The following is a 26,934-nucleotide window of genomic DNA, read 5'->3' as shown; positions in this document are numbered from 1 at the left end:
GCCGAAAGTCATCGCCGGTGTAAAGTTCATCGACGGAATCGAAGTCATTCCGAACACTGAAAGCCACGCCGCCTGATCAGGCCGCGTCACCCAAAATCAGCCATAGCTCCGGCGACACCGCCTCGCACCTGATCCTCAACCGGCTGATCCGCGAGGCGCGTCGCAACCTCGTCTACACCAATTTGCCGGTCTCGACGATCGCCTACGCGCTCGGCTTCGAGGATCCCGCCTATTTCAGCCGCGTCTATGCCGCAGCCACCGGCCTGTCGCCGCGCGCCTTTCGCGCCCAGCTCCATGGCGGCGAAGCTTGAGGCCATCCCACGTCGAAGAGCCGGTCCTCGGGCGCGCACAACAATCCAGACATCGACGCGCGGCGCGCATTTGCGGCCGGCCGTATCCGTGATCGCGCCGGGCTGCCGAGATCCGAACGGCGCGCCACTTACCTTCGTATAGAGCATCCAACCCTTTGGATACGTGCCGTTTACCTCCGTACAATTGAGCGTGGCATGTGCACGCCTTAACGTGACTGCATTCGGAATCCTGGCGCTGATAGCAGCAACCTCCCTTAACTGGCGCGGGACGGCCCCCCTCCGGCCGTCTGCGCCGCCTTTTTCCGCGGGCCATCGGCGGCTTCGGCGTTTTCCGGCCGGCACACAGCCCTGGCGGCTGAACCTGCCGGCTTCAATGCGGAACTGGGGATTAGTGCATAATGTCTTCGCTTGAGAAGATTGCGGTCTTCATCGATGGCCCCAATCTCTATGCCGCCACCAAGGCGCTCGGTTTCGATATCGACTACAGGCGCCTGCTCGGCGAATTTCACGGCCGAGGTACGCTGCTGCGAGCCTTCTACTACACGACCGTGAGCGAGGATCAGGAATACTCGTCAATCCGCCCATTGATCGATTGGCTCGACTATAACGGGTACACCGTCGTGACCAAGCTCGCCAAGGAGTTCGTTGACGCCACGACCGGCCGCCGCAAGATGAGGGGCAGCATGGATGTGGAACTCGCCGTGAATGCCATGGAACTCGCCGAGCACGTCAATCAGATCGTGCTGTTCTCGGGCGATGGGGATTTTCGTTCACTGGTGGAAGCCGTGCAACGCCGCGGCGTCCGCGTGACGGTCGTCTCCACGCTTGCGAGCCAGCCTCCCATGGTGGCCGACGAACTGCGCCGGCAGGCTGACGTCTTCATCGATTTGACGGAGCTGAAGCCAAGAGTGGGGCGCGCCCCGGTCGAGCGGCCGGGATCGCGCGAGATGCGCCAGCAACCACCGCAAGCCACCACGCGCGGATCGATCAATCGAGGCGACCAGGTGGAATGATCTTGCGGGACGACCGCCGGATTGTCAGACGTCGAAGAACACTGTCTCCTCCGCCCCCTGCAGATTGATCGTGAAGGAGTACACGACCTTGCCGGCGCGCTCACCGCGCGTGGCGATCAGCGTCGCGCGCCGCACCGGCGGCTCGACCAGGTTGAGCACGGGGTCGGCGGCATTCGCGGCTTCTTCGTCGGAGAAATAGAGTCGCGTATTGAGACCGATGTTGATGCCGCGCGCGACGATCCAGATATTGACGTACGGCGCGCATTTGCGGCCCGCTTTGTCGATGATGGCACCTGGCTTGATGGTCTCGAACGTCACCAACCCGCTCTCGAAATCGGAGCCGGCGCGGCCCCAGCCGCGAAACTCCTCGTCCACCGGGCTGGCCGGGCGATCGGCCGGATGGTTATAGCGGCCGGTTGCGTTGGCCTGCCAGATTTCGAGCAGCACATCGCGCAGCGGCGTGCCGCTGCCGTCGAACACCTTGCCCTCCAGCGTGATGCGCTCGCCTGGCGTGTTCGGCGTCACCAGCACGTTAGAAAAGTTCTTCTCAAAAATGTCGAAGCCGGCCATGGCCGGGATCAGGCCGATATGAACGTAGGGCCCGGCGGTCTGCGAGGCGGTTTCCTTGAGATAGTTGAGCGGCTGCGGCATTGGCTCAGTTCCCCGCGGTGCGATTTTCGAAATAGGTGGAACGCTGGCCGCGCAGCACGATGTCGAAGCGGTAGGCGAGCGAGTCGAACGGCGTCGAGGCGTTGAGGTCGAGCGGCGCCACGAGGCGGTCGAGCGCGCCCTTGTCCGGGATCGTCGTCAGGATCGGACAGACCGGGATCAGGGGATCGCCCTCGAAATACATCTGGGTGATCAGCCGCTGCGCAAAGCCCGAGCCGAACACCGAGAAGTGGATGTGGGCGGGACGCCAGCTGTTGACGAAGTTGCGCCAGGGATAGGGGCCCGGCTTCACGGTGCGGAAATAATAGTAGCCGGTGTCGTCGCTCAGCGCGCGGCCGCAGCCGCCGAAATTCGGATCGATCGGGGCGAGATAGGTGTCCTTCTTGTGCCGGTAGCGGCCGCCGGCATTGGCCTGCCAGAACTCGACCAGCGTGTTCGGCACGCCGCGGCCGGTCTCGTCGAGCACGCGGCCATGGACGATGATGCGCTCGCCGACGGGATCGCCATCCTTGGCGTAGTTGCGGATCAAATCATTGTCGAGCGGGCCGAGATCGTTGTGGCCGAACACCGGACCCGTGATCTCCGAGACCGAGTTCTCGATCGACAGCAGCGGCTGGCGCGGCGAACGCAGCACCGAGGATTTGTAGCCGGGCGAATGCGCCGGCGGATGGATCGAGCGGTCGCGCTGGAAGAAGCCGCCGTCGCGCGGGATGAACGGCTCGGGTCGGTTGAGGCGGGGATCCTGCAAGGCTGGCGCCTGGACGTTCATCGGCGTTGTCTCTCCCTGTGGCGCCCGGGTTTGGGGGGCGCGGCTTATCGGGAGATCATGGGACGATCTATTCTCAAGATAAATAGATCGATTATAATGAATTACATGAAGGAAATCGATCATTTGGCGCTCGACGGCCACGCTCTCGAACTGTTCCTTGCCGTGCTGGAGGAAGGCTCGGTCACGGCGGCAGCAACGCGGCTTGGTCTGACGCAATCGGCGGTCAGCCACGGGCTGAACAAGCTGCGGCGGATCGCGGGCGATCCGCTGTTTGCCAAATCCGGCCGCGGCATCGTCGCCACCGCCCACGCCCAGGCATTGGCTGCGAAAGCGCGGGCGCTGATCGACGAGATGCGCAGCTTTGCCGGCGGCGTCACCTTCGAGCCGGCGCGCGCGCAGCTTTCGCTGACGATCGCCGCCAATGATTTCCAGCGCGATCTGCTGTTGCCGCGGTTCTTCGATCATGTCGCGGGACAGGTCGGGAGCCTGAACCTGCGCGTGATCCCATCGCAGTCGCCGTCGCCTGCGATGCTGCGCGAAAACCGCTGCGATCTCATGGTCACGCCGCTGCCGCCATCCGGCGTGGACATCGTGCAGAAGCGGCTGCTCAGCGACCATTACGTCTGCTACTTCGATCCCAAGGCGCGCACCGCGCCGGCCGGCCGCAGTGCCTATCTCGCGGCACGCCACATCACGGTGGTCTATACCGACAACGAGCGGCTCGACTTCGACCGCCGGCTGGCAGCGAACGGCTTTCTGCGTGACATCGCCATCTCCGTGCCGAGCTTTTCCGGCGTGCCGCCCTTCCTGCGCGGCTCGCAGATGCTGGCGAGCATGCCGAGCCTGCTCGCCTCCGGTGTGATGCGCGGTTTCGCGCATGTACCGATTCCGCTGGCGTCGCGGACAAAGACGCTGGCCGAGCTGCCGATGTTCATGGTCTGGCACCAGCGCTATCAGAAAGACCCGGCCCATCGCTGGATCCGCGGCCAGCTCGAAACCGTGGCGGCAACGGCGGCCGGAGACTGAGCCTCGGTTACGGTTTCAGGGAAGTCTGCCCTTCGCCAAACCCACTGGTTGCGCGAGGGCCGCCACGCTAGAATTGCCCCATGACAGTGACCGATATTGCGAGCCGGACCTACAATCATAGCTGGCGGCTGGACCCCATCATCCGCAGCCTGCTGGATACCGACTTCTACAAGCTATTGATGTTGCAGATGATTCGGGAGGACTATCCGGATCAGCGGGTGACCTTCTCGGTCATCAACCGTTCGCGCCATGTGCGGCTGGCCGAGATCATCGACGAGGGCGAGCTGCGCGCTCAGCTCGACCACGCCCGCACCATCCGCTTCGCCAAGAAAGAGCTGATCTGGCTTGCCGGTAACACCTTCTACGGCAAGACCCACATGTTCTCGGCGGACTTCATCCGCTGGCTGGCCGAATTCCGGCTGCCCGAATACGAGCTGCGCAAGGTCGAGGGCCAGTACGAGCTGCATTTCCACGGTCCCTGGACCCACACCACGATGTGGGAAATTCCGGCGCTCGCCATCCTCAACGAGTTGCGATCGCGCGCCGCGATGAAGGGCCGGGGCCGCTTCGAGCTCGACGTGCTCTATGCCCGCGCCAAGGCCAAGCTGTGGACCAAGGTCGAGCGGCTGCGCCAGCTCGAGAATTTGCGGCTCTCTGACTTCGGTACCCGCCGCCGCCATGGCTTCCTCTGGCAGCGCTGGTGCGTCGAGGCGGTGAAGGAAGGCCTTGGCCCGTCCTTCATCGGCACCTCCAACGTGCTGCTGGCGATGGACAATGATCTCGAAGCCATCGGCACCAATGCGCATGAGCTGCCGATGGTCGCGGCCGCGCTTGCCAAGGACGACGAGGAGTTGCGCTGGGCGCCCTATCGCATTCTCGACCAATGGCGCCAGACCTATGGCGGCAATCTCCTGATCGCGCTGCCCGACGCCTTCGGCACCAAATCCTTCCTGCGCGATGCGCCGGAATGGGTCGCCGATTGGACCGGCTTCCGCCCCGACAGCGCGCCACCGATCCAGGCCGGCGAGGAGATCATCGCCTGGTGGGAAAAGAAGGGCCGCAACCCCAAGGACAAGCTGCTCGTCTTCTCCGATGCGATGGATGTCGGCTCGATCGAGGAGACCTATCACCACTTCTCCGGTCGCTCGCGGCTCTCGTTCGGCTGGGGCACCAACCTCACCAATGATTTCGTCGGCTGCCCGCCGGACGGCTCGTTCAATCTCGATCCCATCTCGCTGGTCTGCAAGGTGTCGTCGGTTGACGGCCACCCGGCCGTCAAGCTCTCGGACAATCCGGAGAAGGCGACCGGCATGCCCTCCGAGATCGAACGCTATTTGCGCGTGTTCGGCGACGCCGGCCGGGTGCGCAAGCCGGTGCTGGTCTAGCGCCGGACCAAACTCTCTCGATCAGGTAAACCGCGCAGGATGAATGCGAGGCATTGGTTCGCCACGACCGCATCGGTTCCGGTTCGTCGGCATTTGCAACGATCTGCGGCCATCCGCTTCACGACGCTTTCACCCTGCGGTGCAGTCGCCTGCGTCTTTGGGGTCGAGTTAAGCAACTTTCCCCTCTACTTGGCGTTGCAGGCGCGACGCTCCGGTGGGGTCGTTGATCGATTTGGGGAATGCAGGGTGTTTCGCAGAACAGCGACGTCGACGAAGGGGCGTAGTTTCCTTCACGTCATCAAACTTGTCTCGCCATTCGTGATGGTCGTCGTGCTCCAGGCAACGATCGCGGGATTCAGCCTCGAGGTGATGTCATCGGTCCGCGCCTATGTCGCGGGCGAAGCGATGTGGTCGCGGTCACAGAAGAACGCCGTCTATTTCCTCAATCTCTATCTGCATTCAGGCGAACCGAGCCAGTTCACCCACTACCAGGCGTCCCTTGCCGTTCCCATCGGCGATGAGTTCGCGCGCTGGGCACTCGAGCGCGATCCGGTCGACGTCGAGGCCGCCCGCGTCGGGTTTCTGCAAGGCGGCAACCATCCCGATGACGTTCCGGGATTGATCTGGCTGTTCCGCTATTTCAGCCGCGTCAGCTTTCTCCAGGAAGCGATCCACGAGTGGGCGGCCACCGATCCTATGCTGCTGGAGCTCAGCGTGTTCGGCGAGGTCATCCGGTCCGAGCTGGTGCACGGACCCATTGAGGACCGCGACCGCCTGCGGCTGCTATCGTCGCGGCTCTCGGAGCTCAACACGCAGTTCACGGTGCATGCAAAGCGGTTCTCGACTGTCCTCGGCGAAGGCTCGCGCGCCATCAAGGTAACGCTGACGTGCATCAACATCGTGGCGGCCGCGACACTGATCCTGCTCCTGATCTGGCACACGCGGCGCTTGATGCTGCAACGTCAGGCGTTCGAGGACGCGTTGCATGCTGAGAAGGAGCGCCTGGCTTGGCAGGCATCGCACGACTGGTTGACCGGCCTGTCCAACCGCCGCGCCTTCGAGGCGCGCCTGCAAAGCGTGCTGGACACCACCGCGGCGGGCTCGCTGGGCCTGATCCTGCTCGACCTCGACCAATTCAAGGGCGTCAACGACACCTGCGGCCACCTCGCCGGCGACCGCCTGCTCTGCCAGGTCTCGCGCCTGCTGCAACAGGACCGGGGGCCGCATGATCTGGTGGCCCGGCTCGGCGGCGACGAATTCGGCCTGATCCTGCCGCAGTGCTCGCCCTCGACCACCGTCGATATCGCCGAACGCCTGCGCAGGTCGCTCGAGCTGTTCACCTTCGCCTGGGACGATCATTGCTTCGCGGTGACCGCCAGCATCGGCGTCGCCTGTATCGCGGACGGCAACACCACGCTCGAGGACGCCATGCGGCGCGCGGATGCCGCCTGCTACCGCGCCAAGGAAAAGGGGCGCAACCGGGTGCAGGTCGACAACGGCAGACCGGACGTCGTCGTCGTTGCAGCCCGTCCGCGCGAGGCCGTCGCAGCGCGAGGCTGATAGGCGCCGCCGCTCTTTCAACCCCGGCATCCGTTTGCAGACATCGTCCAACGGCGTCGCGACGGCGAAGCTGTGTGACGCCGCGGCCACATTGCTCCCAAAAAAACTGCGCCTTTCGCTTTCCGCCACACCGCTTTGCGCGCTGATCCACGATGGCCGGAACCTCCCCCGCTAAGCATGGCACCAGCCAACGTTGCGGTCCGAATTCCGCCCGGACCGTGCCGAAAGAGGAGTTTGCAGGTGCCCTGGAATGGTTTGTTGCCCCCGCCCCGGATCCGTCGCGCGAAGACGTGTCGGCGGCATGCGTTTCTCTTGAGCACCGCGATCGGCACCCTTGCCGCAGGTGGCGCGCTGCCGTGGCTCGCGACGCCGGCAGAGGCGGCCTGTGTGGTGACCGGAAGCGGCGCGCAGGCAGCGCTGCAGTCAGGCGATTCCATCACCTGCACCGGAGCGGGCAACACCCAGGTCAAGACGGCGCCCGTGGTCAGCGGCGTCACCGTCAACATTGGTGACGGCACCGCGACCTCCGTGAACGACCCGACCTTTGCCAGCGTTGTCCTCGAGGCGGCATCCAATAGCGCGGTCAAGGTCTTCGGCAACGCAACCGTCACCTCTGCCAACAGCGACGGCATTGCAGTGATCGGCGGCGGCGGCAACACCATCACAGTGGATGCCGGCGCCATGGTTGGGTCATCGAGCCTCGGCACGTCGGGGCTCGCACTGGCCAATTCGAGCAACAACATCATCGTGATCGGCGGTACGGTCGGAAACGGCGTTACCGGAGCCATCAGCATCAGCATCGGTGCCGGGTCGGCGAACAATCAGGCGAACATCCTGTCGAGCGGCTTTGTCCATGCCATCAATGTCGCGGCCGTCGATCTGAGCGGCGCGGCAGACGGCAACGTCTTCAACAACGCCGGCACGATATCGAGTGCCTCGGGCACGGCAATCATCGGCTCGGCCAATCAGGACACCATCATCAACTCAGGCACGATCATCAGCGGTGGCGTCAGCACGGCTGCCGACCTGAAGGGAGGCAACGACGTCTTCGAGTTGCGAGCGGGATCGAGATCACGGGATGGGTCCTCGGCGGCAACGGAACGGACACGCTGCGCCTGGGCGGGACTGCCAACGCAGCGTTCAATCTCAGCATATTCGGTGCTGCCGGTCAGTTCCGGGAATTCGAGGCGCTGGAAAAGACCGGCAGCTCCACCTGGACGATGAACGGTTCGACGACCGAGATCGCGAGCATGAATATCCTGGCCGGCACCCTCGAGGTGAACGGCTCGATGCCCAACATCGCCACGACCGTCAGCGGGGGCATCCTCAGCGGTACCGGCGCCGTCGGCAATATCACGGTGCTATCGGGCGGCACGGTCTTGCCCGGCAATCTCGGTACGCTGACGAGCTCTGGCAACGTCACGTTCAATGCCGGTTCGACCTACGCGATCTCCGTCACCGCTACCGGACAATCCGAGAAGATCCTCGCGGTCAGCGCAGCGTTGAACGGCGGCACCGTCGCCGTCACCACGCTTGCGGGCGCCTATAACCCCTCGACGCAATACACGATCCTCAGCACGACGACTGGCGTCATCGGCAGCTTCTCGGGCGTCACTGTCAGCGGATACAATCCGCAGCTCTTCGCTTCCTCCCTCAGCTATGACGGGTTCAGCGTCTTCCTGACGCTCAACTACAACAACGCCGCATTCCTCTCCCTCGCCCAAACGCAAGACCAGAAGGCCGTGGCCGGCGCCTTGAGCGCGTTCGGTCCCAACCTGCCTTTCCTCTCCTCCTTCGCAGGCCAGAGCGACGCCCAACTCCGTTACAGTCTGGACCAGCTTTCGGGTGAAGCCGCCACCGGCGCCCAGCAGGGCGCCTTCCAGTTCACGAGCCAATTCCTCGGCCTCATGCTTGATCCGTTCGTAGGTGGACGCAGTGGCATGAGCACCGGCGACACGGCATTCGGCTTCAGCCCAGAACGCGCCGCGCTGCCGGACGATATCGCCCTCGCCTACAACAAGGTGCTGGGGACGCCGGCCGTGAAAGCGCCGGCCTTTGCTGAGCGCTGGACGGCCTGGGGCACGGCGTTCGGCGGCACCAACCGCACCAGCGGCGACTCCGTCGTGATAGGCAGTCACGACCTCGGCGCGCGCGCCGGCGGCGTCGCGGTCGGCGCCGATTATCATTTCGGCCGCGATGCGCTGGTCGGTTTCGCGCTGTCGGGCGGCGGCACCAAATGGGACCTCGCGCAGGCGATCGGCGGCGGCAAGAGCGATGCAATCCAGGCCGGCGTCTACACCGCCGTGCGTACAGGGCCGGCCTATTTCGCCGCCTCTCTCGCCGTGGCCAATCATTGGATGTCGACAGACCGGCTCGCACCGTTCGGCAACCAGCTCACCGCCAAATTCGACGCGCAAACCGTCGGAGGCCGCATCGAGGGCGGCTATCGCTTCGCCACGCCGATTGGCGGCTTCACGCCATATGCGGCGGCGCAGGCGCAGGCTTTTCGCACACCGACCTATACCGAGGCCGAGCTGGCCGGCAGCGGCTTTGGCCTGACCTATCAGGGACGCACGGCCTCCGACGCACGGAGCGAGCTCGGCGCGCGCTTCGATCGCGCGACGCTGGTCACGCCGAATTCGGTCCTCACGTTGCGCGGCCGCGCGGCCTGGGCCCATGATTGGGTGAGCGACCCGGCGCTCGTCGCCGCATTCCAGGCGCTGCCCGGCGCGAGCTTCATCGTCAATGGCGCAACGCCGGCAAAGAACACCGCGCTCGCATCTGCCGGTGCCGAGCTGAAGTTTTCGAACGGCGTTGCCCTGTCGGCGAAGTTCGACGGCGAGTTCGCGGCGCGCAGCACCACTTATTCCGGCACCGCGAGCCTGCGATACGCGTGGTAGCCGCTTGGCTTCCTCAAGGCGACCGCGCGCCGACCGGCACGATCCCGAGGCCGGCGAGATGCGTATCGACGAATTGCTCGACCTGCTGGCGCAGCATCTGGGGCGGCACCGCCACCATGCGCTCCTCGAGGCCGAGCGAGATGATTCCGTGCACGGCGGAAAACAGCGTGCGCGACAGCAGCGCGATCCGCACGTCGTCCGCATCCGGTAGCAGCCGCACCAGGGGTGGATGCATCAACGCGAACGCGTCCATCACCATCTGAAGGATGTCGTCGGGATAAGGGCGGTCGTCCTCCATCCGATGCTCGAACAACGAGCGCAACAGGTTTGCGTGCTCGGCGAAGAATTCGAGATAGGTCGCGGCCAGCCCGTAGAGCTGGCGCACGGGATCTTCCCCCGGGACCTCGCCAAGCCGCACCGTGAGCGCCTGAACCGTCTCCCGATTGACCGTCAGGATCACCCCGTCGAAGTCGCCGAACTCGTTATAGACGCTGCCTACCGAGCAGCCGGCAGCCTCCGCAACGTCACGAACCTTCAATGATCTCAGCCCCTTAGCTGAAATAATGCCGCGGGCGATCTCCAGGATCAGGAGCCTCCGCCGATTTTTTTTCTGATCGCGCGGCGATTCTTCTTGAACATTGTTCATTTTCAAGCTACTCATGTGAACATTGTTCAAATTAACCCGGAGATCTGCAAAATGCAAACCCTCGCTGTTGATATCGCCTCCACCTTCGTCGATGACGCCGCGGCTCTCGTGACTGGCCTTGGCCGGGCCGTCCTGAAGTTCGTGATGGCGCCGGTCGATCGCATCGCAAATGCCTGCGACATCGCCGGCGTGCTCACCGAGCGCCGCGCGACCTTCCGGATGTGGCGGGCGAGCCGCGCCGGTAGCCGTCACGCGGGCCGCCGGTTCAGCCTGCTCAGCCGCCTCTCGCCCTTTCGCCACCTCGCTCATCTCACGTGAGGCGCGCGCACCCGGGACGTTCCGGTCGGCTCGAATGCAAGACCCGGTTGCAAGGAAGGACTTACCATGTCCCGACATTCGCAACCGATGTCGCGGCCTTTGGCGATGCGGTTCAACTTTTCCTCATCGCTCTGCGCGGTATCCGGAAAAGCGCGGCCGGTCCGTCCGAACCACGGCTGCGACCAGATATTTGCGAACCTAACGAGACCATTTGGAGACCAACAGGATCGGAAGGGTCGAGGGGACAGAGCAGGCCGGCGACCGTCGTCATCCAGCCATCGTTCGCTCCGTAAGCTTCCGGTCGTGACGCCTCACCGACAACGCAACAATCTCAGGCTGCTTTCCCAAAACAGGACTTGTCATGATCAGGGAATTGATGTCGTCACGCCGCTTCGCGCCGCTGTTCTGGGCGCAATTTTTCTCGGCGCTCAATGACAACGTGCTCAAGAACGCACTCGTCATCATTCTGCTTTACAGTGCCGCAACCGGTCACGGCGACGCGCTGGTGACGGTCGCAGGCGCCGTCTTCATCTTCCCCTATTTCATCCTGTCGGGGCTCGGCGGCCAGCTCGCCGACAAATACGTCAAATCCGTCGTCGCGCGGCGGCTCAAATTCGCCGAGATCTTTGCTGCGGCCTTTGCCGCCGCCGGCTTCTTCCTGCACTCGGTGCCGCTGCTGTTCACGGCGCTCGCGCTGTTCGGCACCATCGCCGCCCTGTTCGGCCCCGTGAAATACGCCATGCTGCCGGACCAGCTCGAGCTCGGAGAGCTCGCGACCGGCAACGCGCTGGTCGAAGGCGCCACCTTCATGGCCATCCTGCTCGGCACCGTCGCCGGCGGCCAGTTCGTGGCCGGCTCCGCGCATATGGGCTGGGTTGCATCGGCCGTGGTCGTGCTGGCCCTGCTGTCCTGGGCCTTCGCCTCCCGCATTCCGCAGACCACGCCATCTGCCCCCGACCTGCCCGTCAACGGCAATCCCTGGACCTCGACGCTCGGCCTGTTGAAGACGCTGTACGCGGACAACCGGCTGTGGGACGGCACCGTGATCGTCTCGTGGTTCTGGCTGGTCGGCGCCATCGTGCTGTCGCTGCTGCCGGCGCTGGTCAAGGAGGTCGTCGGTGGCACCGAAGGCGTGGTGACGCTGTGTCTTGCGACCTTCGCGATCGGCATCGCCATCGGCTCGCTGTTCGCGGCCAGCCTGAGCCACGTCCGCCCGAACCTCGCGCTGGTGCCGATCGGCGCGATCATCATGGGGTTTGCCGGCCTCGATCTCGCCTGGGCCATCGGTGTGACCGCCAAGGAGCAGGACATCGCCGCAGTCGACTTCGCAACCTCGTTCGCCGGCCTGCGCATGCTGATCGACTTCGTCGCCTTCGCATTCGGCGGTGGCTTGTTCGTCGTTCCGTCATTTGCTGCCGTCCAGGCCTGGTCGCAACCGTCCGAGCGCGCCCGCATCATCGCCGCCGGCAACGTGCTGCAGGCCGCCTTCATGGTGGTCGGCTCGCTGTTCGTCGCGCTGTTGCAGGCGGGCGGATTGCACGTCGGCTGGATCTTCTTCGGCCTCGGCGTCGCCAGCTTCGGCGCGGTGTGGTTCGTGCTGACCAAGTGGGGCAAGGAAGGCGTGCGCGATTTCGGCGGGCTGCTGTTCCGCGCGCTGTTCCGCACCGAGGTTCGCGGGCTCGAGAACCTGCCGCCTGCCGGCACGCGCATGCTGATCGCCCCCAACCATGTCAGCCTGATCGACGGCCCGCTGCTGCACGCCGTGTTGCCGATCGATGCGAGCTTCGCTGTCGATACCGGCATCTCCAAGGCCTGGTGGGCCAAGCCGTTCCTGCGCGTCGTCAAGCACTACACCATGGACCCGACCAAGCCGCTGGCCGCGCGCGACCTGATCAAGCTGGTTGCCGCCGGCGAGCCGGTGGTCATCTTCCCGGAAGGACGCATCACCGTCTCCGGCTCGCTGATGAAGGTCTATGACGGCACCGCGATGATCGCGGACAAGGCCGACGCCGTGGTCGTGCCCGTCCGTATCGAAGGCGCGCAGCGCTCGCATCTCAGCTACCTCAACTCCAGCCAGATCAAGCGCTCCTGGTTTCCGCGGGTGACGGTCACGATCCTGCCGCCAGTCAAGCTTCCGGTCGATCCGGCGCTAAAGGGCAAGGCGCGCCGCAATGCCGCGGGCGCTGCACTCCAGGACGTGATGATCGACGCCATGGTCAAGAACGCCATGCTCGACCACACCCTGTTCGAAGCGCTCGGACATGCCTATCGCGACCGCGATACCGGCAAGGTCATCATCGAGGACGCGCTCGGCACCAAGCTGACCTATCGCAAGCTGATCCTCGGCGCGCAGGTCTTGAGCCGCAAGCTCGAGACCGGCACGGTGGCCGGCGAAAACGTCGGCGTGCTGCTGCCGAATTCCGCGGGCGTCGCCGTCGTCTTCATGGCGCTGCAAAGCATCGGCCGGGTCCCGGCCATGCTCAACTTCTCGGCCGGCCCGGTCAACGTCCTCGCCGCCATGAAGGCCGCGCAGGTCAAGACCGTGCTGACCTCGAAGGCCTTTATCGAGAAGGGCAAGCTCGACAAACTGATGGCCGCGATCTCCGGCGAGGCGCGCGTCGTCTATCTCGAGGATGTCCGCGCCACGATCGGCACCGCCGACAAGATCAAGGGTCTGCTCGCCGGCACCGCACCGCGCGTCGCCCGCCAGGCCAACGATCCGGCCGTCGTGCTGTTCACCTCGGGCTCGGAAGGCACGCCCAAGGGCGTGGTGCTGTCCCACCGCAACATCCTTGCGAATGCGGCGCAGGCGCTGGCGCGGGTCGATGCCAACGCCAATGATAAGGTGTTCAACGTGCTGCCGGTGTTCCACTCCTTCGGGCTGACCGGTGGAATGATGATGCCGCTGCTCGCGGGCATTCCGATCTACATGTACCCCTCGCCGCTGCACTACCGCATCGTGCCGGAGCTGATCTACCAGACCGGCGCCACGATCCTGTTCGGCACCGACACCTTCCTCACCGGCTACGCCCGCTCGGCGCATGCCTACGATTTCCGCACGCTGCGCCTCGTGATCGCCGGCGCGGAGGCGGTGAAGGATCGTACACGTCAGGTGTTCATGGAGCGCTACGGTATCCGCATCCTCGAAGGCTACGGCGTCACCGAGACCGCGCCGGTGCTGGCGATGAACACGCCGATGGCCAACCGTCCCGGCACCGTCGGCCGCCTGTCACCGCTGATGGAAAGCCGCCTCGATCCGGTCCCCGGCATCGAGGAAGGCGGACGCCTCTCGGTGCGCGGACCGAACGTGATGCTCGGTTATCTCAGGGCCGAAAACCCCGGCGTGCTCGAGCCGCTCGCCGAGGGCTGGCACGACACCGGCGACATCGTGGCGATCGACCCGGCCGGCTTCATCACCATCAAGGGCCGCGCCAAGCGCTTCGCCAAGATCGCGGGCGAAATGGTCTCGCTGTCGGCGGTCGAGAGCATCGCGACGGCGCTGTGGCCGCAGGCCGCCTCGGTCGCCGTGTCGATCCCCGACCAGCGCAAGGGCGAGCGCATCGTGCTGCTGACGACGGAGAAGACCGCCGAGCGCAGCGCGATGCAGGGCCAGGCCAAGGCGATCGGCGCATCCGAGCTGACCGTGCCCGCGGCGATCATGGTGGTCGACAAGGTGCCGTTGCTCGGCACCGGCAAGACCGACTATGTCACGGCAACGACGATGGCCCGCGAGCAGGCCTCCTCGCCGGAGCGCGAGGTTGCATAAAGACGACAAGCCCACGGCCGTCGCTCCGGCGGAAGCCCGGTGCGACGGCGTGGTGCTACTTCACGGCATCGGCGTCGGTTCCTGGACGCTGAAGAAGCTGGATCGAGCGTTGCAGCGTCACGGCTTCGCCACGCTCAATCTCGACTACCCCAGCCGCAAGAAGCCGCTCGAGGAGCTTGCAGAAGACATCCACGCGCCCGTCGCCGCGTTCGCAGCGCAATGCGACGGCGCTATCCACTTCGTCGCCCATTCCATGGGCGGGTTGCTCACGAGGGTTTACATCGCGCGATATCGACCGCCGCGGCTCGGCCGCGTCGTGATGCTGGGCACGCCCAACGGCGGCAGTGAAGTCGCCGATCTCCTGAAGGACCTCTCGCTCTACCGCGCTGTTTTCGGTCCGGCCGGCTCGCAACTTTCGACGGCCCAGCCCCCTGTGCTCGCCACCCTGCCGCCTCCCGATTATGCGATCGGCGTCATCGCGGGATGCCGCACCATCGCACCAATCGCCTCGGCCTTTGTCCTGCCGCGGCCCAATGACGGACGGGTCTCAGTCGAAAGCGCGAAATTGGCCGACATGACCGACCACATCGTCGTCAACGCATCGCACACCGGACTTCCACGAAATACCGTCGCCATCGAGCAGACGATCGCGTTCCTGCACGACGGCCGCTTCAATCCGATCACTTGAGCAGGAGATAGCGAACCGGGTTGTCGTCGCACTGACCCGCGCCGCACTCCAGCACCGTGGACAAGAGATTGGCGGCAACCAGCAATGCAAAGATCGTGAAGACCGTGTTCGATGCCGCACCGTTCAAAGGCGCGTCCCCGTTTCGCTTGCCGGTCAGATCCTTCAGGACGAAGACAAGCGCGACATAACACACGATCCCGATCGCCGCGATCAGCGCCCAGGTGTAGAAGTGCAACCCAAACAGCGCCGAGCCGTATCCGGGATCACCGGGCGCAAGATGCAGCGACACCTGCCGCATCGAGATGAAGCCGGTGACGAGGCTGGCCACGAGGATCATCGCGCAATGAGACCCGCGTTCGCCGAGGCGCAGGTTGAACAGGAACCCCATGCCGACCGCGATGAACCCGGCCCTTTGCAACAGGCAGAGCGGGCAAGGCAGCTCACCGAGCGCAAGCTGATAGGTGAAGGCCACCGTCAGGATCAACGAGATCCCGAGCAGCCCAAGCATGTTCAGGATCGCGCCGACCGGCCGTTGCTCGCTCAGCTCTGCAGTGCTCATCTCGGCCACCGTCAGAACGAGAATTTGAGCGGATCGGTCGCGTGGTGGAAGAACCATGCGACGGTGACCACGACTGTCGCGCTCCAGGGCGCATAGCTCAGTCCCGCGCGCGAACGCCAGACACTCGCGCAGCCCGCGAGCGCCAGCAGAAAAGGCAGAAACATGTACATGAGCGCGGGCTCCCAAAGCGATTCGCGTTGTGCGCGAACGCCCAAGAGATACGTCAGCCGCGCGTGCCTCTCAAGAGCCGGCTTCGCTGCGCCGCTCCTGCGCATAACGCACCAGCGCCACGAAGCGATAGATGCCGTGCACGAACTTGCCATAAGGCATGGTGATGAACAGCGCGAAGACTGCGCCGAGATGCAGGGCCAGCAGCGGCCCCATGGCCGCGGTCTCGCGCAGGACTAGCAGCGCCATGCCGGTGAAGCCGGTCAGGAACAGCATGGCGATGAAGCCGACGTCCATGCCGTAGCGGTTCTCGTCGAGCAGCGCCGGATCACGGCGCATCTTCGCGGCGAAGAGCCCGATCGGACCGACGATGAGACCGATGCCGCCGAGCGTACCCAGCACCACGGGCAGATCCCACCACGGATACGGCGCCTCGCGGCTCCAGAGGTAGTGATAGAGCGTCGCCACCGACGTCGCGGCGAAGCACAGCAGAAAACCGTAGAACGTCAGGTGGTGGAAAAGCTTGCGCCGGTCGGTCGGCTTGTCGTCCTCGTTGTAGCAGCCGACACCGCCGCCGTGGAGATAGCGCAGTTCGCCGGCATCGCGGATCGCCTGGAAGATCGAACCGCCGTCGGCGCGACCGCCAATGGGGGTGCCGATGTCGCGCCAGAAGGTACGCACGCTCATCACCAGCGCGAGGATCGCGTAGAGGAAGGCGGCGCTGAACAATGCGGCCATCGCGTTGTGCGGCATCAGCTTGTAGAAGGCACCCGGCCCGGTATGAACGCCGAACAGCACGCTGCGGTCGTTCAAGGCCGCGAAACCGAGGATGAAGGCGGCCATGCTGAGCGCGGCGATGACGCTGATGACGAGCCCGTTGCAGGCGAAGGCACCGGACAACGCCTGCGGCCAGGCATAGGCCGCGTAGGACTCGGCACGCGCAACCGCAAGCGTCTTCGGAACGTTCACGTTGAACTCGTGCGGCGGCGAGAACTGGCAGTCGACGTAGCAGGCGCCGCAGGAATGGCAGAGGTTCGCGAGATAGTTGAGATCTCCATCGGAGAAGGCGCGCCGCATCTCCATGGCGGGAAATACCGCGCAAAGCCCCTCGCAATAGCGGCAGGAATTGCAGACCGTCATCAGACGGTCGGCTTCGTCCAGAATTCTAGTTCCGTGCATGTTTCGCCGCTTCCCGTCCTGCGATCCGCCCGAACACGCTGCCGATGGTCATGCCCATGCCGGCCGCATAGCCCTTGCCGAGCACGTTGCCGGCCATGATCTCGCCGGCCGCGAACATGTTGGCGGACGGCTTGCCGTCGGCCATCAGCATCCGCGCCTCCTTGTTCACGCGCGTGCCGAGATAGGTGAAGGTGATGCCGGGCCGCACCGGATAAGCGAGATAAGGCGGCGTCTCGATTTTGCGTGCCCAATGCGTCTTCGGCGGCGTGATGCCTTCAGTCACGCAGTCGTCCAGAATGGTGTGATCGAAGGTGCCGGGCCGCACGGCCGCGTTGAACTCGGTGATGGTCTTCTCCAGCGCAGCCGGATCGAGCTCGAGCTTGCCGGCGAGCTCGGCGACGGTCTGCCCGGCGATCGGCGGGAACAGCGTCGGCATGAAGCTCGTGACGACGGTCGAATCGAAGATGATGTAGGCGATCTGGTCGGGCTGCGCCGCGACCAGCCGGCCCCAGATCGCGTAGCGCTTCGGCCAGATGTCCTCGCCCTCGTCGTAGAAGCGCTGCGCATGCTTGTTGACGACGATGCCGAACACGACGGAGTCGTGGCGCGTAATGATGCCGCCGTCGAATTTCGGCGCACGGGCGTCGATCGCGACCGCATGACACTGGGTAGGATCGCCGACCTCCTGCACGCCCTTGTCGAGCAGCATCTTCAGGATCGAGCCGCGATTATAGGGCGTGCCGCGGATCAGGAAATTGTCGGCGGCTTCGCCCCAATATTGCTTCAGCCATTCGATGTTGGCCTCGAACCCGCCGGCCGCGGCGACCAGCGACGTCGCGCGGATCTCGCTTTCGCCCTTGATCGGCTGCTTGAGGCGCGCGGCGAGGAACATGCCGTCCTCGATCACGAGATCGGTGACCTCGGCGTCGTACTCGACATCGACGCCGAGCCGCTCGGCGGTGAGATAGAGCGCGTTCAGCATCGCGCGGCCGCCGCCGAGAAAGAAGGAGTTGGTCCGGCCAAGGCTCAGCGTGCCGCCGAGCGAGGGCTGCCAGCGCACGCCCTGCTCCACGATCCAGTTCAGGATGTCCTTGGATTCGCGGATCATGTGCCGCGCAAGCACCTCGTCGGTCTGCCCGCCGGTGACGCGCAGCAGATCCTCCCAGAACTCCTCCTCGGTGTAGGGGCCGGTGAGGATTTCGGTGGCGGCGTCATGGGCGCAGCGCATGTTGCGGGTGTGGCGGGTGTTGCCGCCGCGATAGAATTTTGGCGCGCCCTCCAGCACGAGCACCGAGGCACCGCCGCGGCGCGCCGAGATCGCCGCGCAAAGTGCCGCATTGCCGCCGCCGATCACCAACACGTCGTATTTGCTGCTCATCCCGTCTGCCCGATGCGACGAAGTTAGAGACATTCTGCCGCCGAGGACCCCGATCGACCCAGGCGGCCATTGCGTACCTTTGTATACAAAGATATACATCGGCGGTGCAAGTGGCATCTCTGCATGGGCAGGATGCGCCGCGAGGGAACATGGCCAAGCGCGTGGCAAAGTCAGGCGGATCGATCACACGCGGCGGCGGCGTGGCACTGGGCGAAGCCGTGTTCCGCTCGCTGTGCGAGGCGCTCCAGGCCGGCAGTTACCGCGCCGGCGACCGCCTGCGCGAGGAGGAAGTCGCGCAGCGGCTCAAGGTCAGCCGCACGCCGGTCCGTGAGGCGCTTAGCCGTCTCGCGGCCCGCGGCTTCGTCGAACCCGCCGGCGGGCGCGGGCTGATCGTGCGCGACCTCGACATTTCCGAGGTGCTCGAGCTCTACGCCATGCGCGAGATCATGGAAGGTGCTGCAGCGCGCCTGGCCGCCGGGCACGCCTCCACTCCCGAAGTCGACGCACTCAGGGATATCGAGCAGGCCTTTGTCGAAGCGTCGGCGTCAAACGCTGCCGAGATGGCGCGGCTCAACCGCGCCTTCCACGAAGCCATCTGCCGCGCCGCGCGCAACCGCTATCTCGACAACGCCTCGCGCGAATTGCAGGACTGGATCGCGCTGCTGGGCCCGACCACCTTCACGGTGACAGGCCGTCCCTCGACCAGCCACGGCGAGCACCAGGCCATCATCGACGCCATCGCCGCGCGCGACGGCGACAAGGCCGAGCAGCTTGCGCGGGCGCATATCCGCGAGGCGTTGCGCTGCCGGCTCAAGCTACTGCAGAAGCAGTAGCGCGCGGCGCTCACGCGAGCACATCCGCGACGACCGCCTTCAGGACATCGCGCACGTCGCCCGGCTTCAGCCGAACCTGCAAGCCGCGCTGGCCGCCGTTGAGATAGACCTGATCATGCGCGAGCGCGCTCTGCTCGATCACGGTGCGCACCGGTTTGCGCTGCCCGAAGGGGCTGATGCCACCGACCTTGTAGCCGGTGACGCGCTCGGCCTCGGGCGGCTTCATCATTTGCGCCGACTTGCCGCTCGCGGCAGCGGCGAGCTTTTTCATGGAGACTTCCTGGTCGGACGGGACGACGACGCAGATCGGCTTGCCGTCCACCAGCGCCATCAGCGTCTTCAGCACGCGCGCCGGATCCTCCCCGAGGGCCGACGCCGCCTGGAGCCCGATGCTCTCGGCGTCAGGATCGTAGTCGTAGGTGTGGACAGTGAAGGCAACGCCGGCGGCCGTGAGCGCGCGGGTGGCTGGGGTGACTTTGGACATGCGCGGTGTTTACCACCGTCATAGCCGGCGGCGAAGCGGTGTAGGGCAAGCCGGCGCCACACAATCACTGTCATCGCCCGGCTTGACCGGGCGATCCAGTACTCCGAGACAGTTGTGATTAAATCGATGGGCCGCGGCGTACTGGATGCCCCGCCTTCGCGGGCGATGACAGCGGTTTGTGTGGCAAGCCTCGCGCGCGATGACGACGGAGCCCTACTCCGCCGCGTCCCGCAACTCCGCGCGCTCGGCCCTGGCCGCGCAGAACTTGAACTCCGGGATCTTGCCGAAGGGATCAAGCGCCGGGTTGGTCAACAGGTTGGCCGCCGCCTCCGCGTAGCAGAACGGCATGAACACCATGTTCTCCGGCACATCACGGTCGGAACGGACCTTGACCTCGACCGCACCGCGGCGGGTCTCCAGCCGGATGAAATCGCCGGGCGCGAGCTTCTTCCGGTGCATGTCCTTCGGCGACATGAACGCGACCGCTTCCGGCTCGATCTGGTCGAGCACCTGCGCGCGGCGGGTCATCGAGCCGGTGTGCCAATGCTCGAGCACGCGGCCGGTCGAGAGCACCATCGGATATTCGGCGTCGGGCAGCTCATCCGGCGGGATCACCTTGGCCGGCACGATCTTGCCGCGGCCGCTCGCGGTCGGGAAGCCCGTGGTGAAGATAATCTCGTTGCCGGGCTTGTTCGGATCATCGGCCGGATAGGTCACGGCACCTTCGCGCACCAGCCGCTCCCAGCTGATGTTCTTGAGCGAGGGCATCAACTCCGCCATCTCGGTGTAGACGTCGCCGGGGCCGGAGTAATTCCAGGGCAGGCCCATCCGCTTGCCGATCTCCTGGATGATCCAGAGATCCTGCCGCGCATCGCCCGGCGGCTTGATCACCTGGCGCGCGAGCTGCACGCGGCGATCGGTGTTGGTGAAGGAGCCGTCCTTTTCCGCAAAGGCCGAGGCCGGCAGGATGACGTCGGCGTGGAACGCGGTCTCGGTGACGAAGAGATCCTGCACGACGAGATGATCGAGCATGGCGAGCGCCTGGCGCGCATGCTGGAGATCGGGATCGGACATCGCGGGATTCTCGCCCTCGATATACATGCCCGTGATCTCGCCGGCATGGATCGCGTTCATGATCTCGACCACGGTCAGGCCGCGGACGGGATCGAGATCCTGGTGCCACAGTTTTTCGAAATTGCCGCGCAGATCGTCGCGGCTGACCGGCTGATAATCCGGCAGGAACATCGGGATCAGGCCGGCGTCGGAGGCGCCCTGCACGTTGTTCTGGCCGCGCAGCGGATGCAGACCGGTGCCGGGGCGGCCGACCTGGCCGGTGATCAGCGCGAGCGCAATCAGGCAGCGCGCATTGTCGGTGCCGTGGACATGCTGGCTGATGCCCATGCCCCAGAAGATGATCGACGACTTTGCCCGCGCATAGGTGCGCGCAACCTCGCGCAGCGTTTGCGCCGGGATGCCGCAGATCGCCTCCATCTTCTCCGGCGTGAATTCCTTGATCTTCTCCTTGAGGTCCTCAAATCCCTCGGTGTAGCCGGCGATATACTGGTCGTCGGTCAAGCCTTCGGTGATGATCGTGTTGATCATCGCATTCAGCATGGCGACGTCGGAGCCCGGCTTGAATTGCAGATGCTTGGTCGCATGGCGCGACAGCGTCTGCCGGCGCGGATCCATCACGAACAGCTTAGCGCCGTTCTGCTTGACCGCGTTCTTGATGAAGGTCGCGGCGACCGGATGGTTCACGGTCGGATTGGCGCCGATCACGATGATGACTTCGGCATCCATCGCCGCCGAGAACGGCGCCGACACCGCGCCCGAGCTCAGGCCTTCGAACAGCGCCGCCACCGACGAGGCGTGGCACAGCCGCGTACAATGGTCGACATTGTTCGAGCCAAAGCCGGTGCGCACCAGCTTCTGGAACAGATAGGCCTCTTCGTTCGAGCCCTTGGCCGAGCCGAAGCCGGCCAGCGCCTTCACGCCCTTCTCGTCGCGGATCTTGACGAGGCCCTTGGCCGCGATGTCGAGCGCTTCTTCCCAGTTCGCTTCGCGGAAATGCGTGAAGGGATTGGCCGGGTCGACCTGATCGTTGGAATCCTTCTTCGCATTCGGCAGCCGCACCAGCGGCTTGGTCAGACGATGCGGATGGTGGATGTAGTCGAAGCCGAACCGGCCCTTGACGCAGAGACGGTTGTGATTGGCCGGGCCGTCGCGGCCTTCCGCATAGATCACCTTCTCGTCCTTGACCTCGTAGGTCACCTGGCAGCCGACGCCACAGAACGGGCAGAGCGAATCCACCTTCTTGTCGGCATAGACGACACGGGTCTGCTTCTCATCCAGCATGACGGCCGGCATCAGCGCACCGGTCGGGCAGGCCTGCACGCACTCGCCGCAGGCAACGCAGGTGGACTCCCCCATGGGATCGTCGAAGTCGAACACGATCTTCGAGCCATGGCTGCGATACGCCATACCGATGACGTCGTTGACCTGGACCTCGCGGCAGGCGCGCACGCAGAGGCCGCACTGGATGCAGGCGTCGAGGTTGACACGCATCGCCGGATGGCTGGCGTCGGTCGCCCAGCGCTCGGCGGCGGGGAAGCGGCTTTCGGTGACGCCTGTGGTCTCGGCCCAATGCCAGAACTTCGAATCCGGATCGTGCGAGGTCTCGCGCGCCGGCTGGTCGGCGACGAGCAGCTCCATCACCATCTTCTGCGCGGACACCGCACGCGCGGATTCGGTCTTCACCTTCATGCCGACCGACGGCGTGCGCTTGCAGGACGCGGCGAGCACGCGCTCGCCCTCGATCTCGACCATGCAGGCGCGGCAATTGCCGTCGGGGCGGTAGTCGGGCGCCGGCGAATAGCACAGATGCGGAATCTCGCGGCCCTGGCGTTTTGCAACTTGCCAGATCGTCTCGCCGGGTTTGGCCTCGACCTGCTTGCCGTCGAGTTCGAACGTAATCTTGGTCATTCGGCCGCTTCCTTGAACTCGTCAGGGAAATATTTGATCACGGTAGCCAGCGGATTCGATGCCGCCTGTCCGAGCCCGCAGATCGATGCATCGCGCATCGCTTGGCTCAATTCTTCCAGAAGTGCGCGGTTCCAGACCGGCTTCTGCATCAGCTGCGCCGCCTTCTGGGTTCCGACACGGCACGGCGTGCACTGGCCGCAGCTCTCGTCCTCGAAGAACTTCATCAGGTTCAGCGCGGCCGCGCGCACGCTGTCCTTTTGCGACAGGATCACGATCGCCGCCGAGCCGATGAAGCAGCCGTATTTCTCCAGCGTGCCGAAATCCAGCGGGATGTTATCCATGGACGCCGGCAGGATGCCGCCCGACGCGCCGCCCGGCAAGTACGCGTAGAACTGATGCCCGTCGGCCATGCCGCCGCAATATTCGTCGATCAATTCGCGCACGGTGATGCCGGCGGGCGCCAGCTTCATGCCGGGGTTCTTGACGCGGCCCGAGACCGAGAAGCTGCGCAGGCCGTGACGCTCATGGCGGCCATTGCCCTTCCACCAGTCCGCGCCCTTCTCGACGATGTCGCGCACCCACCACAGCGTCTCGATGTTGTTGATCAACGTCGGCAGGCCGAACAGGCCGACCTGGAACGGATAAGGCGGCTTGTGCCTGGGCAGCCCGCGCTTGCCCTCGATGCTTTCGAGCAGCGAGGATTCCTCGCCGCAGATATAGGCGCCGGCGCCGCGGCGCATGTGCAGCGTCGGACCGCCCGGCGGAAGCTTTGCGATCTCGCGCTCGAGGATCTCGCGCGATGCGGGATATTCGTCGCGCAGATAGATGTAGATGTCGGAGGCCTGCACGACATGCGCGCCGAGCAGCATGCCTTCGATGAAGCGATGCGGATCGCTTTCGAGATAGACGCGGTCCTTGAACGTGCCGGGCTCGCCCTCGTCGCCATTGATCGCCATCAGCCGCGGACCGGGTTCGCCCAGCACTGCGCGCCATTTCCGGCCCGTCGGGAAGCCGGCGCCGCCGAGGCCGCGCAGCGAGGCGTCGTCGAGCGCCTTCAACAGATCGTCCTTCGGCAATTCGCCCGAGCGCACGCGATTGAGCAGCTTGTAGCCGCCGCCGGCGACATAGGCGTCGTAGCCAACGTACTCAGGCAGATGCGCGTGGGTGTCGCCGCCCTTCGCCGCCGCCATCACATTGGCCACGGTCGCGTGATCGACGAAGTTATGGCCGACCTCAGCCGCCGGCGCGGTATCGCAGCGGCCGACGCAGGGCGCGCGCACGACGCGGATGCCCGGACCCGATGTGCTCTGCAGATCGGCGAGCAGTTTCTCGCCGCCCAGCATCGCGCAAGTGAGAGAATCGCAGACGCGGATCGTCAGCGGCGCGATATCAGGCTCGCCTTCCTTTACCACGTCGAAATGCGCGTAGAAGGTCGCGGTCTCGAACACCTCGGCGAAGGCGAGCTTCATCTCGTCGGCGAGCGCGGCGAGATGCGCGGCCGAGATCTGGTGATACTTGTCCTGGATCAGGTGCAGATATTCGATCAGCAGATCGCGCCGCCGCGGCTTGTCGCCGAGCAGCTGCTCGATTTCGTGCGCGGCGGTGGGATCGACCTGCCGCCCCTTGGGCGTAGCCTTGGCTCGCTTCCGTCCCTCGCCCGGATGTTCGAACGGGCGGACCTCGTGCACGTCGTGACTCATCGATGCGTCTCGTATCTCTTCTTTAGAACGAGTCCAACTCTAGCCTGTGGCATACCAGATGCCAAGAGAATTCATGCGTCCCGATAAGCATTTAAGGGGCATGCAACCGGCCCGGCTCCGTGCCCCTTCATCGACCCGATTTGTGGCGCGGCCTCACGTCTTGTTCATGCACTCTTCGATGTAGAACCAGCGGTCGTCGCCAGCGAGGCCCTTGGACTTCACGTCGGCGCGGCAGGCCTTGAGCTTCGGCTTGTTGGCCGCCCACTTGGCCTTCATGTCCTTCAGCTTCTGCATGGTGAGCTTGATCTTGCCCGGCTTGGCTTCGGTCGTTGCAGCGGGCGCCGCCGGTGTCGTCGCGGTCTGCGCGTATGCGGCATGAAGACCAGCAACAAGCAACACGGCCGCAAGGCAAATTCGGGTGCGAAGCATTTAAATCCCCTAAGTCCCATTCTTGATGATGTCTAGAAAGGCGAACCCCGGGGGACGCACTGATGAGCGTCCCGCGACCGTCTCGATGGCGATCAGAGTATCTTGACCGCGCTCTCCAGCGTCTTCCAGACACCCCAGAGCAGGGGAAGACCGACGACGGCCCAGAATAGCGCCGCCTTGGCGTCAAGCCCGCCAAACCCGATGCCGTAGGAGCCGTGCGGCCCCGCGGCGGCGGCGCTGGCACTCGCCGCCTGCAGCTTGGCGACATCGGCCTCCTTCATGTGCCACTTCGAATCGAGGCTTGATCAGGTAGTTGCAGATCAGGCCAGCGATCAGCATCGCACAGAGAATGTACATGGTGGTGTTGTAGAGCTGGTCGCGCGGCACGCCTGCCGCGAGCTGGAACTCGCGGATGTAGTTAACCACGACGGGGCCGATGATGCCCGCGGTGGACCACGCGGTCAGCAGCCGGCCGTGGATGGCGCCGACGAACTGGGTCCCGAACATGTCGGCAAGATAGGCCGGTACGGTGGCGAACCCGCCGCCATACATCGACAGGATGATGCCGAAGCCGAGCACGAACAGCAGCTTCGAACCCATCGCGGCAAAGGTCGGCGCCAGCGCATAGAGCACGATGCCGAGGATGAAGAAGGTGTAGTAGGTGTTCTTGCGCCCGATCTTGTCCGACAGCGACGCCCAGAAGAAGCGGCCGCCGATGTTGAACAGCGACAGCAATCCGGCGAAGCCCGCGGCGATCGCGGCGATCTGCGCCTTCTGCCCGGCATCGAGCGCATTGAAGCCGACATCCGGAAGGCCGATCAGCTTGCCGCCGAAGATCTCCTGCAGCATCGGCGAAGCCATGCCGATCACGCCGATGCCGGCCGACACGTTCAGGCACAGCACCCACCAGATCAGCCAGAACTGCGGCGTCTTGTGCGCGTCGTTGAGATGGACGTTGCTCTTCGAGATCATCGCGTTGGCCTTGGACGGCGGGGTCCAGCCCTCGGGCTGCCAGCCGGGCGGCGGCAAGCGATAGCGGAACGCGCCGATCATCATGAACACGAAGTAGATGACGCCCATCGCGACGAAGGTCTCCCAGACGCCGACCGAGGTCGGGGTCTTGAAGTAGTTCATCAACAGGTTCGCCAGCGGCGCGCCGATCATGGCGCCGCCGCCGAAGCCCATGATGGCCATGCCGGTCGCCATGCCGCGGCGGTCCGGAAACCACTTCACCAGCGTCGACACCGGCGAAATATAGCCAAGGCCGAGACCGATGCCGCCGATCACGCCCGAACCCAGCCACAGCAGCCAGAGCTGATGGGTGTAGATTCCGATCGCACCGAGGAAGAGGCCGCCGCACCAGCACAGCGCCGAGACGAAGCCGGCCTTGCGCGGACCCACGCGCTCCAGCCAGCCGCCCCAGACCGCAGCCGCAATGCCAAGCAGCACGAAGAACAGCGTGTACATCCACCCCATGCTGGCGACCTTCCAGTCGCAACTGGTCGTGAACAGCTCCTGGAGCAGCGAAATATCCCCGCAGGCCTTTGGCGCGTTCAGTCCGATCGCGCGCGACAGCGGCAACCAGAACACCGAGAAGCCGTAAGCCATGCCGATGCAGAGATGGATGCAGAGCGCAGCCGGCGGCACCAGCCAGCGATTGAACCCGGCGGTCGCGATGGTCCGCTCACGATCAAGAAAACCTGCGCCGGCGCCCGAAAGTGTCCCAGCGCTTTCAATTGAAGACATGCATTCCTCCCCTAAGCCACCCTTCTGAGCGGCCTGCCACTACGATCCCGGTCCTCAGCCCGGTGCGATGCAGCCAATTGTCCCTGCTGCTCCGCACAATCATCCAACGCGCGCCAGGATCGTCACGCGCGTCCGAGTCGTTAACCCCTCGAGCGGGGCTCTATGCCGATACACCGTGCAGGCTTTGTGAGTGCGCCCCTTCGTCCGCGTGTCGCAGACAAGACTCAACCTCCGCGCCTGCACGGAGGTTGTCAATTGGGGCAGAAGCCACGATTGATGTCGATAGACAAAAGGTAGGTATCGGCAGAGTGACCGTGAGCTATGGCGGAATCTGGGTGATGACGGTGTGAGGAAGGCGGCGTATCGAGGCGGGTGACGAGCCTGCCAGAACCTCTCGAGGAGAGCGATACGCCATGACCGAGACT

General features: G+C 64.8%; 21 protein-coding genes and 2 pseudogenes. 11 read left to right on the top strand and 12 right to left on the bottom strand.

Features of this window, described 5'->3' with window-relative positions; translation table 11 throughout:
- Positions 1-23: 23 nt before the first annotated feature.
- Positions 24-311 (top strand): annotated as a pseudogene (locus QJT78_RS37245) (helix-turn-helix domain-containing protein); the annotation flags it as partial.
- A gap of 398 nt (positions 312-709) precedes the next feature.
- Complete coding sequence (locus tag QJT78_RS37240) at positions 710-1,324, top strand: NYN domain-containing protein (protein ID WP_028150350.1); 615 nt, start codon at positions 710-712, stop codon at positions 1,322-1,324.
- A 24-nt stretch (positions 1,325-1,348) separates the two neighbouring features.
- On the opposite strand, the gene pcaG is transcribed toward QJT78_RS37240, so the two are convergent.
- Positions 1,349-1,975, bottom strand: coding sequence for a protocatechuate 3,4-dioxygenase subunit alpha (gene pcaG / locus QJT78_RS37235; protein WP_028150349.1), 627 nt, complete (start codon positions 1,973-1,975; stop codon positions 1,349-1,351).
- Between the two features lie 4 nt (positions 1,976-1,979).
- Complete coding sequence (gene pcaH, locus QJT78_RS37230; protein WP_028150348.1) at positions 1,980-2,762, bottom strand: protocatechuate 3,4-dioxygenase subunit beta; 783 nt, start codon at positions 2,760-2,762, stop codon at positions 1,980-1,982.
- Positions 2,763-2,858: 96 nt separating this feature from the next.
- Here pcaH and QJT78_RS37225 point away from each other — a divergent pair, with 96 nt between their 5' ends.
- The 5 genes from QJT78_RS37225 (at position 2,859) to QJT78_RS37205 (ending at position 9,633) form a co-directional block, all read left to right on the top strand.
- Complete coding sequence (locus QJT78_RS37225) at positions 2,859-3,788, top strand: LysR family transcriptional regulator (RefSeq protein WP_028150347.1); 930 nt, start codon at positions 2,859-2,861, stop codon at positions 3,786-3,788.
- 80 nt (positions 3,789-3,868) lie between these two features.
- The gene (gene pncB, locus QJT78_RS37220) at positions 3,869-5,173 is read left to right on the top strand and encodes a nicotinate phosphoribosyltransferase (RefSeq protein WP_028150346.1); all 1,305 of its coding nucleotides are present in this window, start codon (positions 3,869-3,871) and stop codon (positions 5,171-5,173) included.
- A 246-nt stretch (positions 5,174-5,419) separates the two neighbouring features.
- The gene (locus QJT78_RS37215) at positions 5,420-6,733 is read left to right on the top strand and encodes a GGDEF domain-containing protein (protein ID WP_028150345.1); all 1,314 of its coding nucleotides are present in this window, start codon (positions 5,420-5,422) and stop codon (positions 6,731-6,733) included.
- A gap of 312 nt (positions 6,734-7,045) precedes the next feature.
- Entirely contained in the window at positions 7,046-7,957 is a 912-nt protein-coding gene (locus QJT78_RS37210) for a hypothetical protein (RefSeq protein WP_244433223.1), read from the top strand.
- A 26-nt stretch (positions 7,958-7,983) separates the two neighbouring features.
- Positions 7,984-9,633, top strand: a complete 1,650-nt coding sequence (locus QJT78_RS37205; RefSeq protein ID WP_240537655.1) for an autotransporter outer membrane beta-barrel domain-containing protein — start codon at positions 7,984-7,986, stop codon at positions 9,631-9,633.
- A 13-nt stretch (positions 9,634-9,646) separates the two neighbouring features.
- Here the strand turns inward: QJT78_RS37205 and QJT78_RS37200 are convergent, their stop codons facing one another.
- Entirely contained in the window at positions 9,647-10,279 is a 633-nt protein-coding gene (locus QJT78_RS37200) for a TetR/AcrR family transcriptional regulator (RefSeq protein WP_028150344.1), read from the bottom strand.
- 51 nt (positions 10,280-10,330) lie between these two features.
- On the opposite strand from QJT78_RS37200, the gene QJT78_RS53245 reads away from it, so the two are divergent.
- The 3 genes from QJT78_RS53245 to QJT78_RS37190 all read left to right on the top strand — a co-directional run bounded on the left by QJT78_RS53245 (position 10,331) and on the right by QJT78_RS37190 (position 15,051).
- Complete coding sequence (locus tag QJT78_RS53245) at positions 10,331-10,597, top strand: hypothetical protein (RefSeq protein WP_028150343.1); 267 nt, start codon at positions 10,331-10,333, stop codon at positions 10,595-10,597.
- A 361-nt stretch (positions 10,598-10,958) separates the two neighbouring features.
- Positions 10,959-14,363 (top strand): acyl-[ACP]--phospholipid O-acyltransferase, encoded by a 3,405-nt coding sequence (locus QJT78_RS37195; RefSeq protein ID WP_028150342.1) that lies wholly within the window; start codon positions 10,959-10,961, stop codon positions 14,361-14,363.
- Complete coding sequence (locus QJT78_RS37190) at positions 14,356-15,051, top strand: alpha/beta fold hydrolase (protein ID WP_028150341.1); 696 nt, start codon at positions 14,356-14,358, stop codon at positions 15,049-15,051. The genes QJT78_RS37195 and QJT78_RS37190 overlap by 8 nt, the downstream gene beginning before the upstream one ends.
- On the opposite strand, the gene QJT78_RS37185 is transcribed toward QJT78_RS37190, so the two are convergent.
- The 4 genes from QJT78_RS37185 to tcuA form a co-directional block, all read right to left on the bottom strand.
- Entirely contained in the window at positions 15,044-15,610 is a 567-nt protein-coding gene (locus QJT78_RS37185) for a disulfide bond formation protein B (RefSeq protein WP_038943984.1), read from the bottom strand. The genes QJT78_RS37190 and QJT78_RS37185 overlap by 8 nt on opposite strands.
- 11 nt (positions 15,611-15,621) lie before the next feature.
- Complete coding sequence (locus tag QJT78_RS37180) at positions 15,622-15,780, bottom strand: DUF5993 family protein (protein ID WP_028150340.1); 159 nt, start codon at positions 15,778-15,780, stop codon at positions 15,622-15,624.
- A gap of 70 nt (positions 15,781-15,850) precedes the next feature.
- Positions 15,851-16,957 carry a tricarballylate utilization 4Fe-4S protein TcuB gene (gene tcuB, locus QJT78_RS37175; protein WP_028150339.1) on the bottom strand — a complete coding sequence of 369 codons (1,107 nt, stop codon included), beginning with the start codon at positions 16,955-16,957 and terminating at the stop codon, positions 15,851-15,853.
- Positions 16,944-18,335 carry an FAD-dependent tricarballylate dehydrogenase TcuA gene (gene tcuA, locus QJT78_RS37170; RefSeq protein ID WP_028150338.1) on the bottom strand — a complete coding sequence of 464 codons (1,392 nt, stop codon included), beginning with the start codon at positions 18,333-18,335 and terminating at the stop codon, positions 16,944-16,946. The genes tcuB and tcuA overlap by 14 nt, the downstream gene beginning before the upstream one ends.
- Positions 18,336-18,484: 149 nt before the next feature.
- Here tcuA and QJT78_RS37165 point away from each other — a divergent pair, with 149 nt between their 5' ends.
- On the top strand, positions 18,485-19,168 hold the full coding sequence (locus tag QJT78_RS37165; protein ID WP_028150337.1) for a GntR family transcriptional regulator: 684 nt from the start codon (positions 18,485-18,487) through the stop codon (positions 19,166-19,168).
- A gap of 10 nt (positions 19,169-19,178) precedes the next feature.
- Here the strand turns inward: QJT78_RS37165 and ybaK are convergent, their stop codons facing one another.
- The 5 genes and pseudogenes from ybaK to QJT78_RS37140 form a co-directional block, all read right to left on the bottom strand.
- A complete protein-coding gene (gene ybaK, locus QJT78_RS37160) occupies positions 19,179-19,652 on the bottom strand; it encodes a Cys-tRNA(Pro) deacylase (RefSeq protein WP_028150336.1) in 474 nt (157 codons plus the stop codon).
- A 213-nt stretch (positions 19,653-19,865) separates the two neighbouring features.
- Positions 19,866-22,634 carry a formate dehydrogenase subunit alpha gene (fdhF, locus tag QJT78_RS37155; RefSeq protein ID WP_038943985.1) on the bottom strand — a complete coding sequence of 923 codons (2,769 nt, stop codon included), beginning with the start codon at positions 22,632-22,634 and terminating at the stop codon, positions 19,866-19,868.
- Positions 22,631-24,334: an NADH-ubiquinone oxidoreductase-F iron-sulfur binding region domain-containing protein gene (locus tag QJT78_RS37150; RefSeq protein WP_038943986.1), complete on the bottom strand. Its 1,704-nt coding sequence runs from the start codon at positions 24,332-24,334 to the stop codon at positions 22,631-22,633. Before QJT78_RS37150 ends, fdhF begins: the two co-directional genes overlap by 4 nt.
- A 153-nt stretch (positions 24,335-24,487) precedes the next feature.
- Positions 24,488-24,763: a hypothetical protein gene (locus tag QJT78_RS37145; RefSeq protein WP_028150333.1), complete on the bottom strand. Its 276-nt coding sequence runs from the start codon at positions 24,761-24,763 to the stop codon at positions 24,488-24,490.
- Between the two features lie 92 nt (positions 24,764-24,855).
- Positions 24,856-26,509 (bottom strand): annotated as a pseudogene (locus QJT78_RS37140) (OFA family MFS transporter).
- Positions 26,510-26,934 lie beyond the last annotated feature (425 nt).

Source organism: Bradyrhizobium sp. Mp27 (assembly GCF_029953005.1).
GTDB classification, from domain to species: domain Bacteria; phylum Pseudomonadota; class Alphaproteobacteria; order Rhizobiales; family Xanthobacteraceae; genus Bradyrhizobium; species Bradyrhizobium barranii.
The sequence above is the reverse complement of the archived record's forward strand: the minus strand, read 5'-3'. Positions and strand labels throughout refer to the sequence as shown.

Bases quoted from the DNA above. Each gene is read 5' to 3' on its own strand.
- tcuA (WP_028150338.1), bottom strand. From the start codon at position 18,335: ATGAGCAGCAAATACGACGTGTTGGTGATCGGCGGCGGCAATGCGGCA.
- QJT78_RS53245 (WP_028150343.1), top strand. From the start codon at position 10,331: ATGCAAACCCTCGCTGTTGATATCGCCTCCACCTTCGTCGATGACGCC.
- QJT78_RS37200 (WP_028150344.1), bottom strand. From the start codon at position 10,279: ATGAACAATGTTCAAGAAGAATCGCCGCGCGATCAGAAAAAAAATCGG.
- QJT78_RS37195 (WP_028150342.1), top strand. From the start codon at position 10,959: ATGATCAGGGAATTGATGTCGTCACGCCGCTTCGCGCCGCTGTTCTGG.
- QJT78_RS37205 (WP_240537655.1), top strand. From the start codon at position 7,984: ATGAATATCCTGGCCGGCACCCTCGAGGTGAACGGCTCGATGCCCAAC.
- pcaH (WP_028150348.1), bottom strand. From the start codon at position 2,762: ATGAACGTCCAGGCGCCAGCCTTGCAGGATCCCCGCCTCAACCGACCC.
- ybaK (WP_028150336.1), bottom strand. From the start codon at position 19,652: ATGTCCAAAGTCACCCCAGCCACCCGCGCGCTCACGGCCGCCGGCGTT.
- QJT78_RS37145 (WP_028150333.1), bottom strand. From the start codon at position 24,763: ATGCTTCGCACCCGAATTTGCCTTGCGGCCGTGTTGCTTGTTGCTGGT.
- pcaG (WP_028150349.1), bottom strand. From the start codon at position 1,975: ATGCCGCAGCCGCTCAACTATCTCAAGGAAACCGCCTCGCAGACCGCC.
- QJT78_RS37185 (WP_038943984.1), bottom strand. From the start codon at position 15,610: ATGAGCACTGCAGAGCTGAGCGAGCAACGGCCGGTCGGCGCGATCCTG.
- QJT78_RS37165 (WP_028150337.1), top strand. From the start codon at position 18,485: ATGGCCAAGCGCGTGGCAAAGTCAGGCGGATCGATCACACGCGGCGGC.
- QJT78_RS37240 (WP_028150350.1), top strand. From the start codon at position 710: ATGTCTTCGCTTGAGAAGATTGCGGTCTTCATCGATGGCCCCAATCTC.
- QJT78_RS37225 (WP_028150347.1), top strand. From the start codon at position 2,859: ATGAATTACATGAAGGAAATCGATCATTTGGCGCTCGACGGCCACGCT.
- fdhF (WP_038943985.1), bottom strand. From the start codon at position 22,634: ATGACCAAGATTACGTTCGAACTCGACGGCAAGCAGGTCGAGGCCAAA.
- QJT78_RS37150 (WP_038943986.1), bottom strand. From the start codon at position 24,334: ATGAGTCACGACGTGCACGAGGTCCGCCCGTTCGAACATCCGGGCGAG.
- pncB (WP_028150346.1), top strand. From the start codon at position 3,869: ATGACAGTGACCGATATTGCGAGCCGGACCTACAATCATAGCTGGCGG.
- tcuB (WP_028150339.1), bottom strand. From the start codon at position 16,957: ATGCACGGAACTAGAATTCTGGACGAAGCCGACCGTCTGATGACGGTC.
- QJT78_RS37180 (WP_028150340.1), bottom strand. From the start codon at position 15,780: ATGTACATGTTTCTGCCTTTTCTGCTGGCGCTCGCGGGCTGCGCGAGT.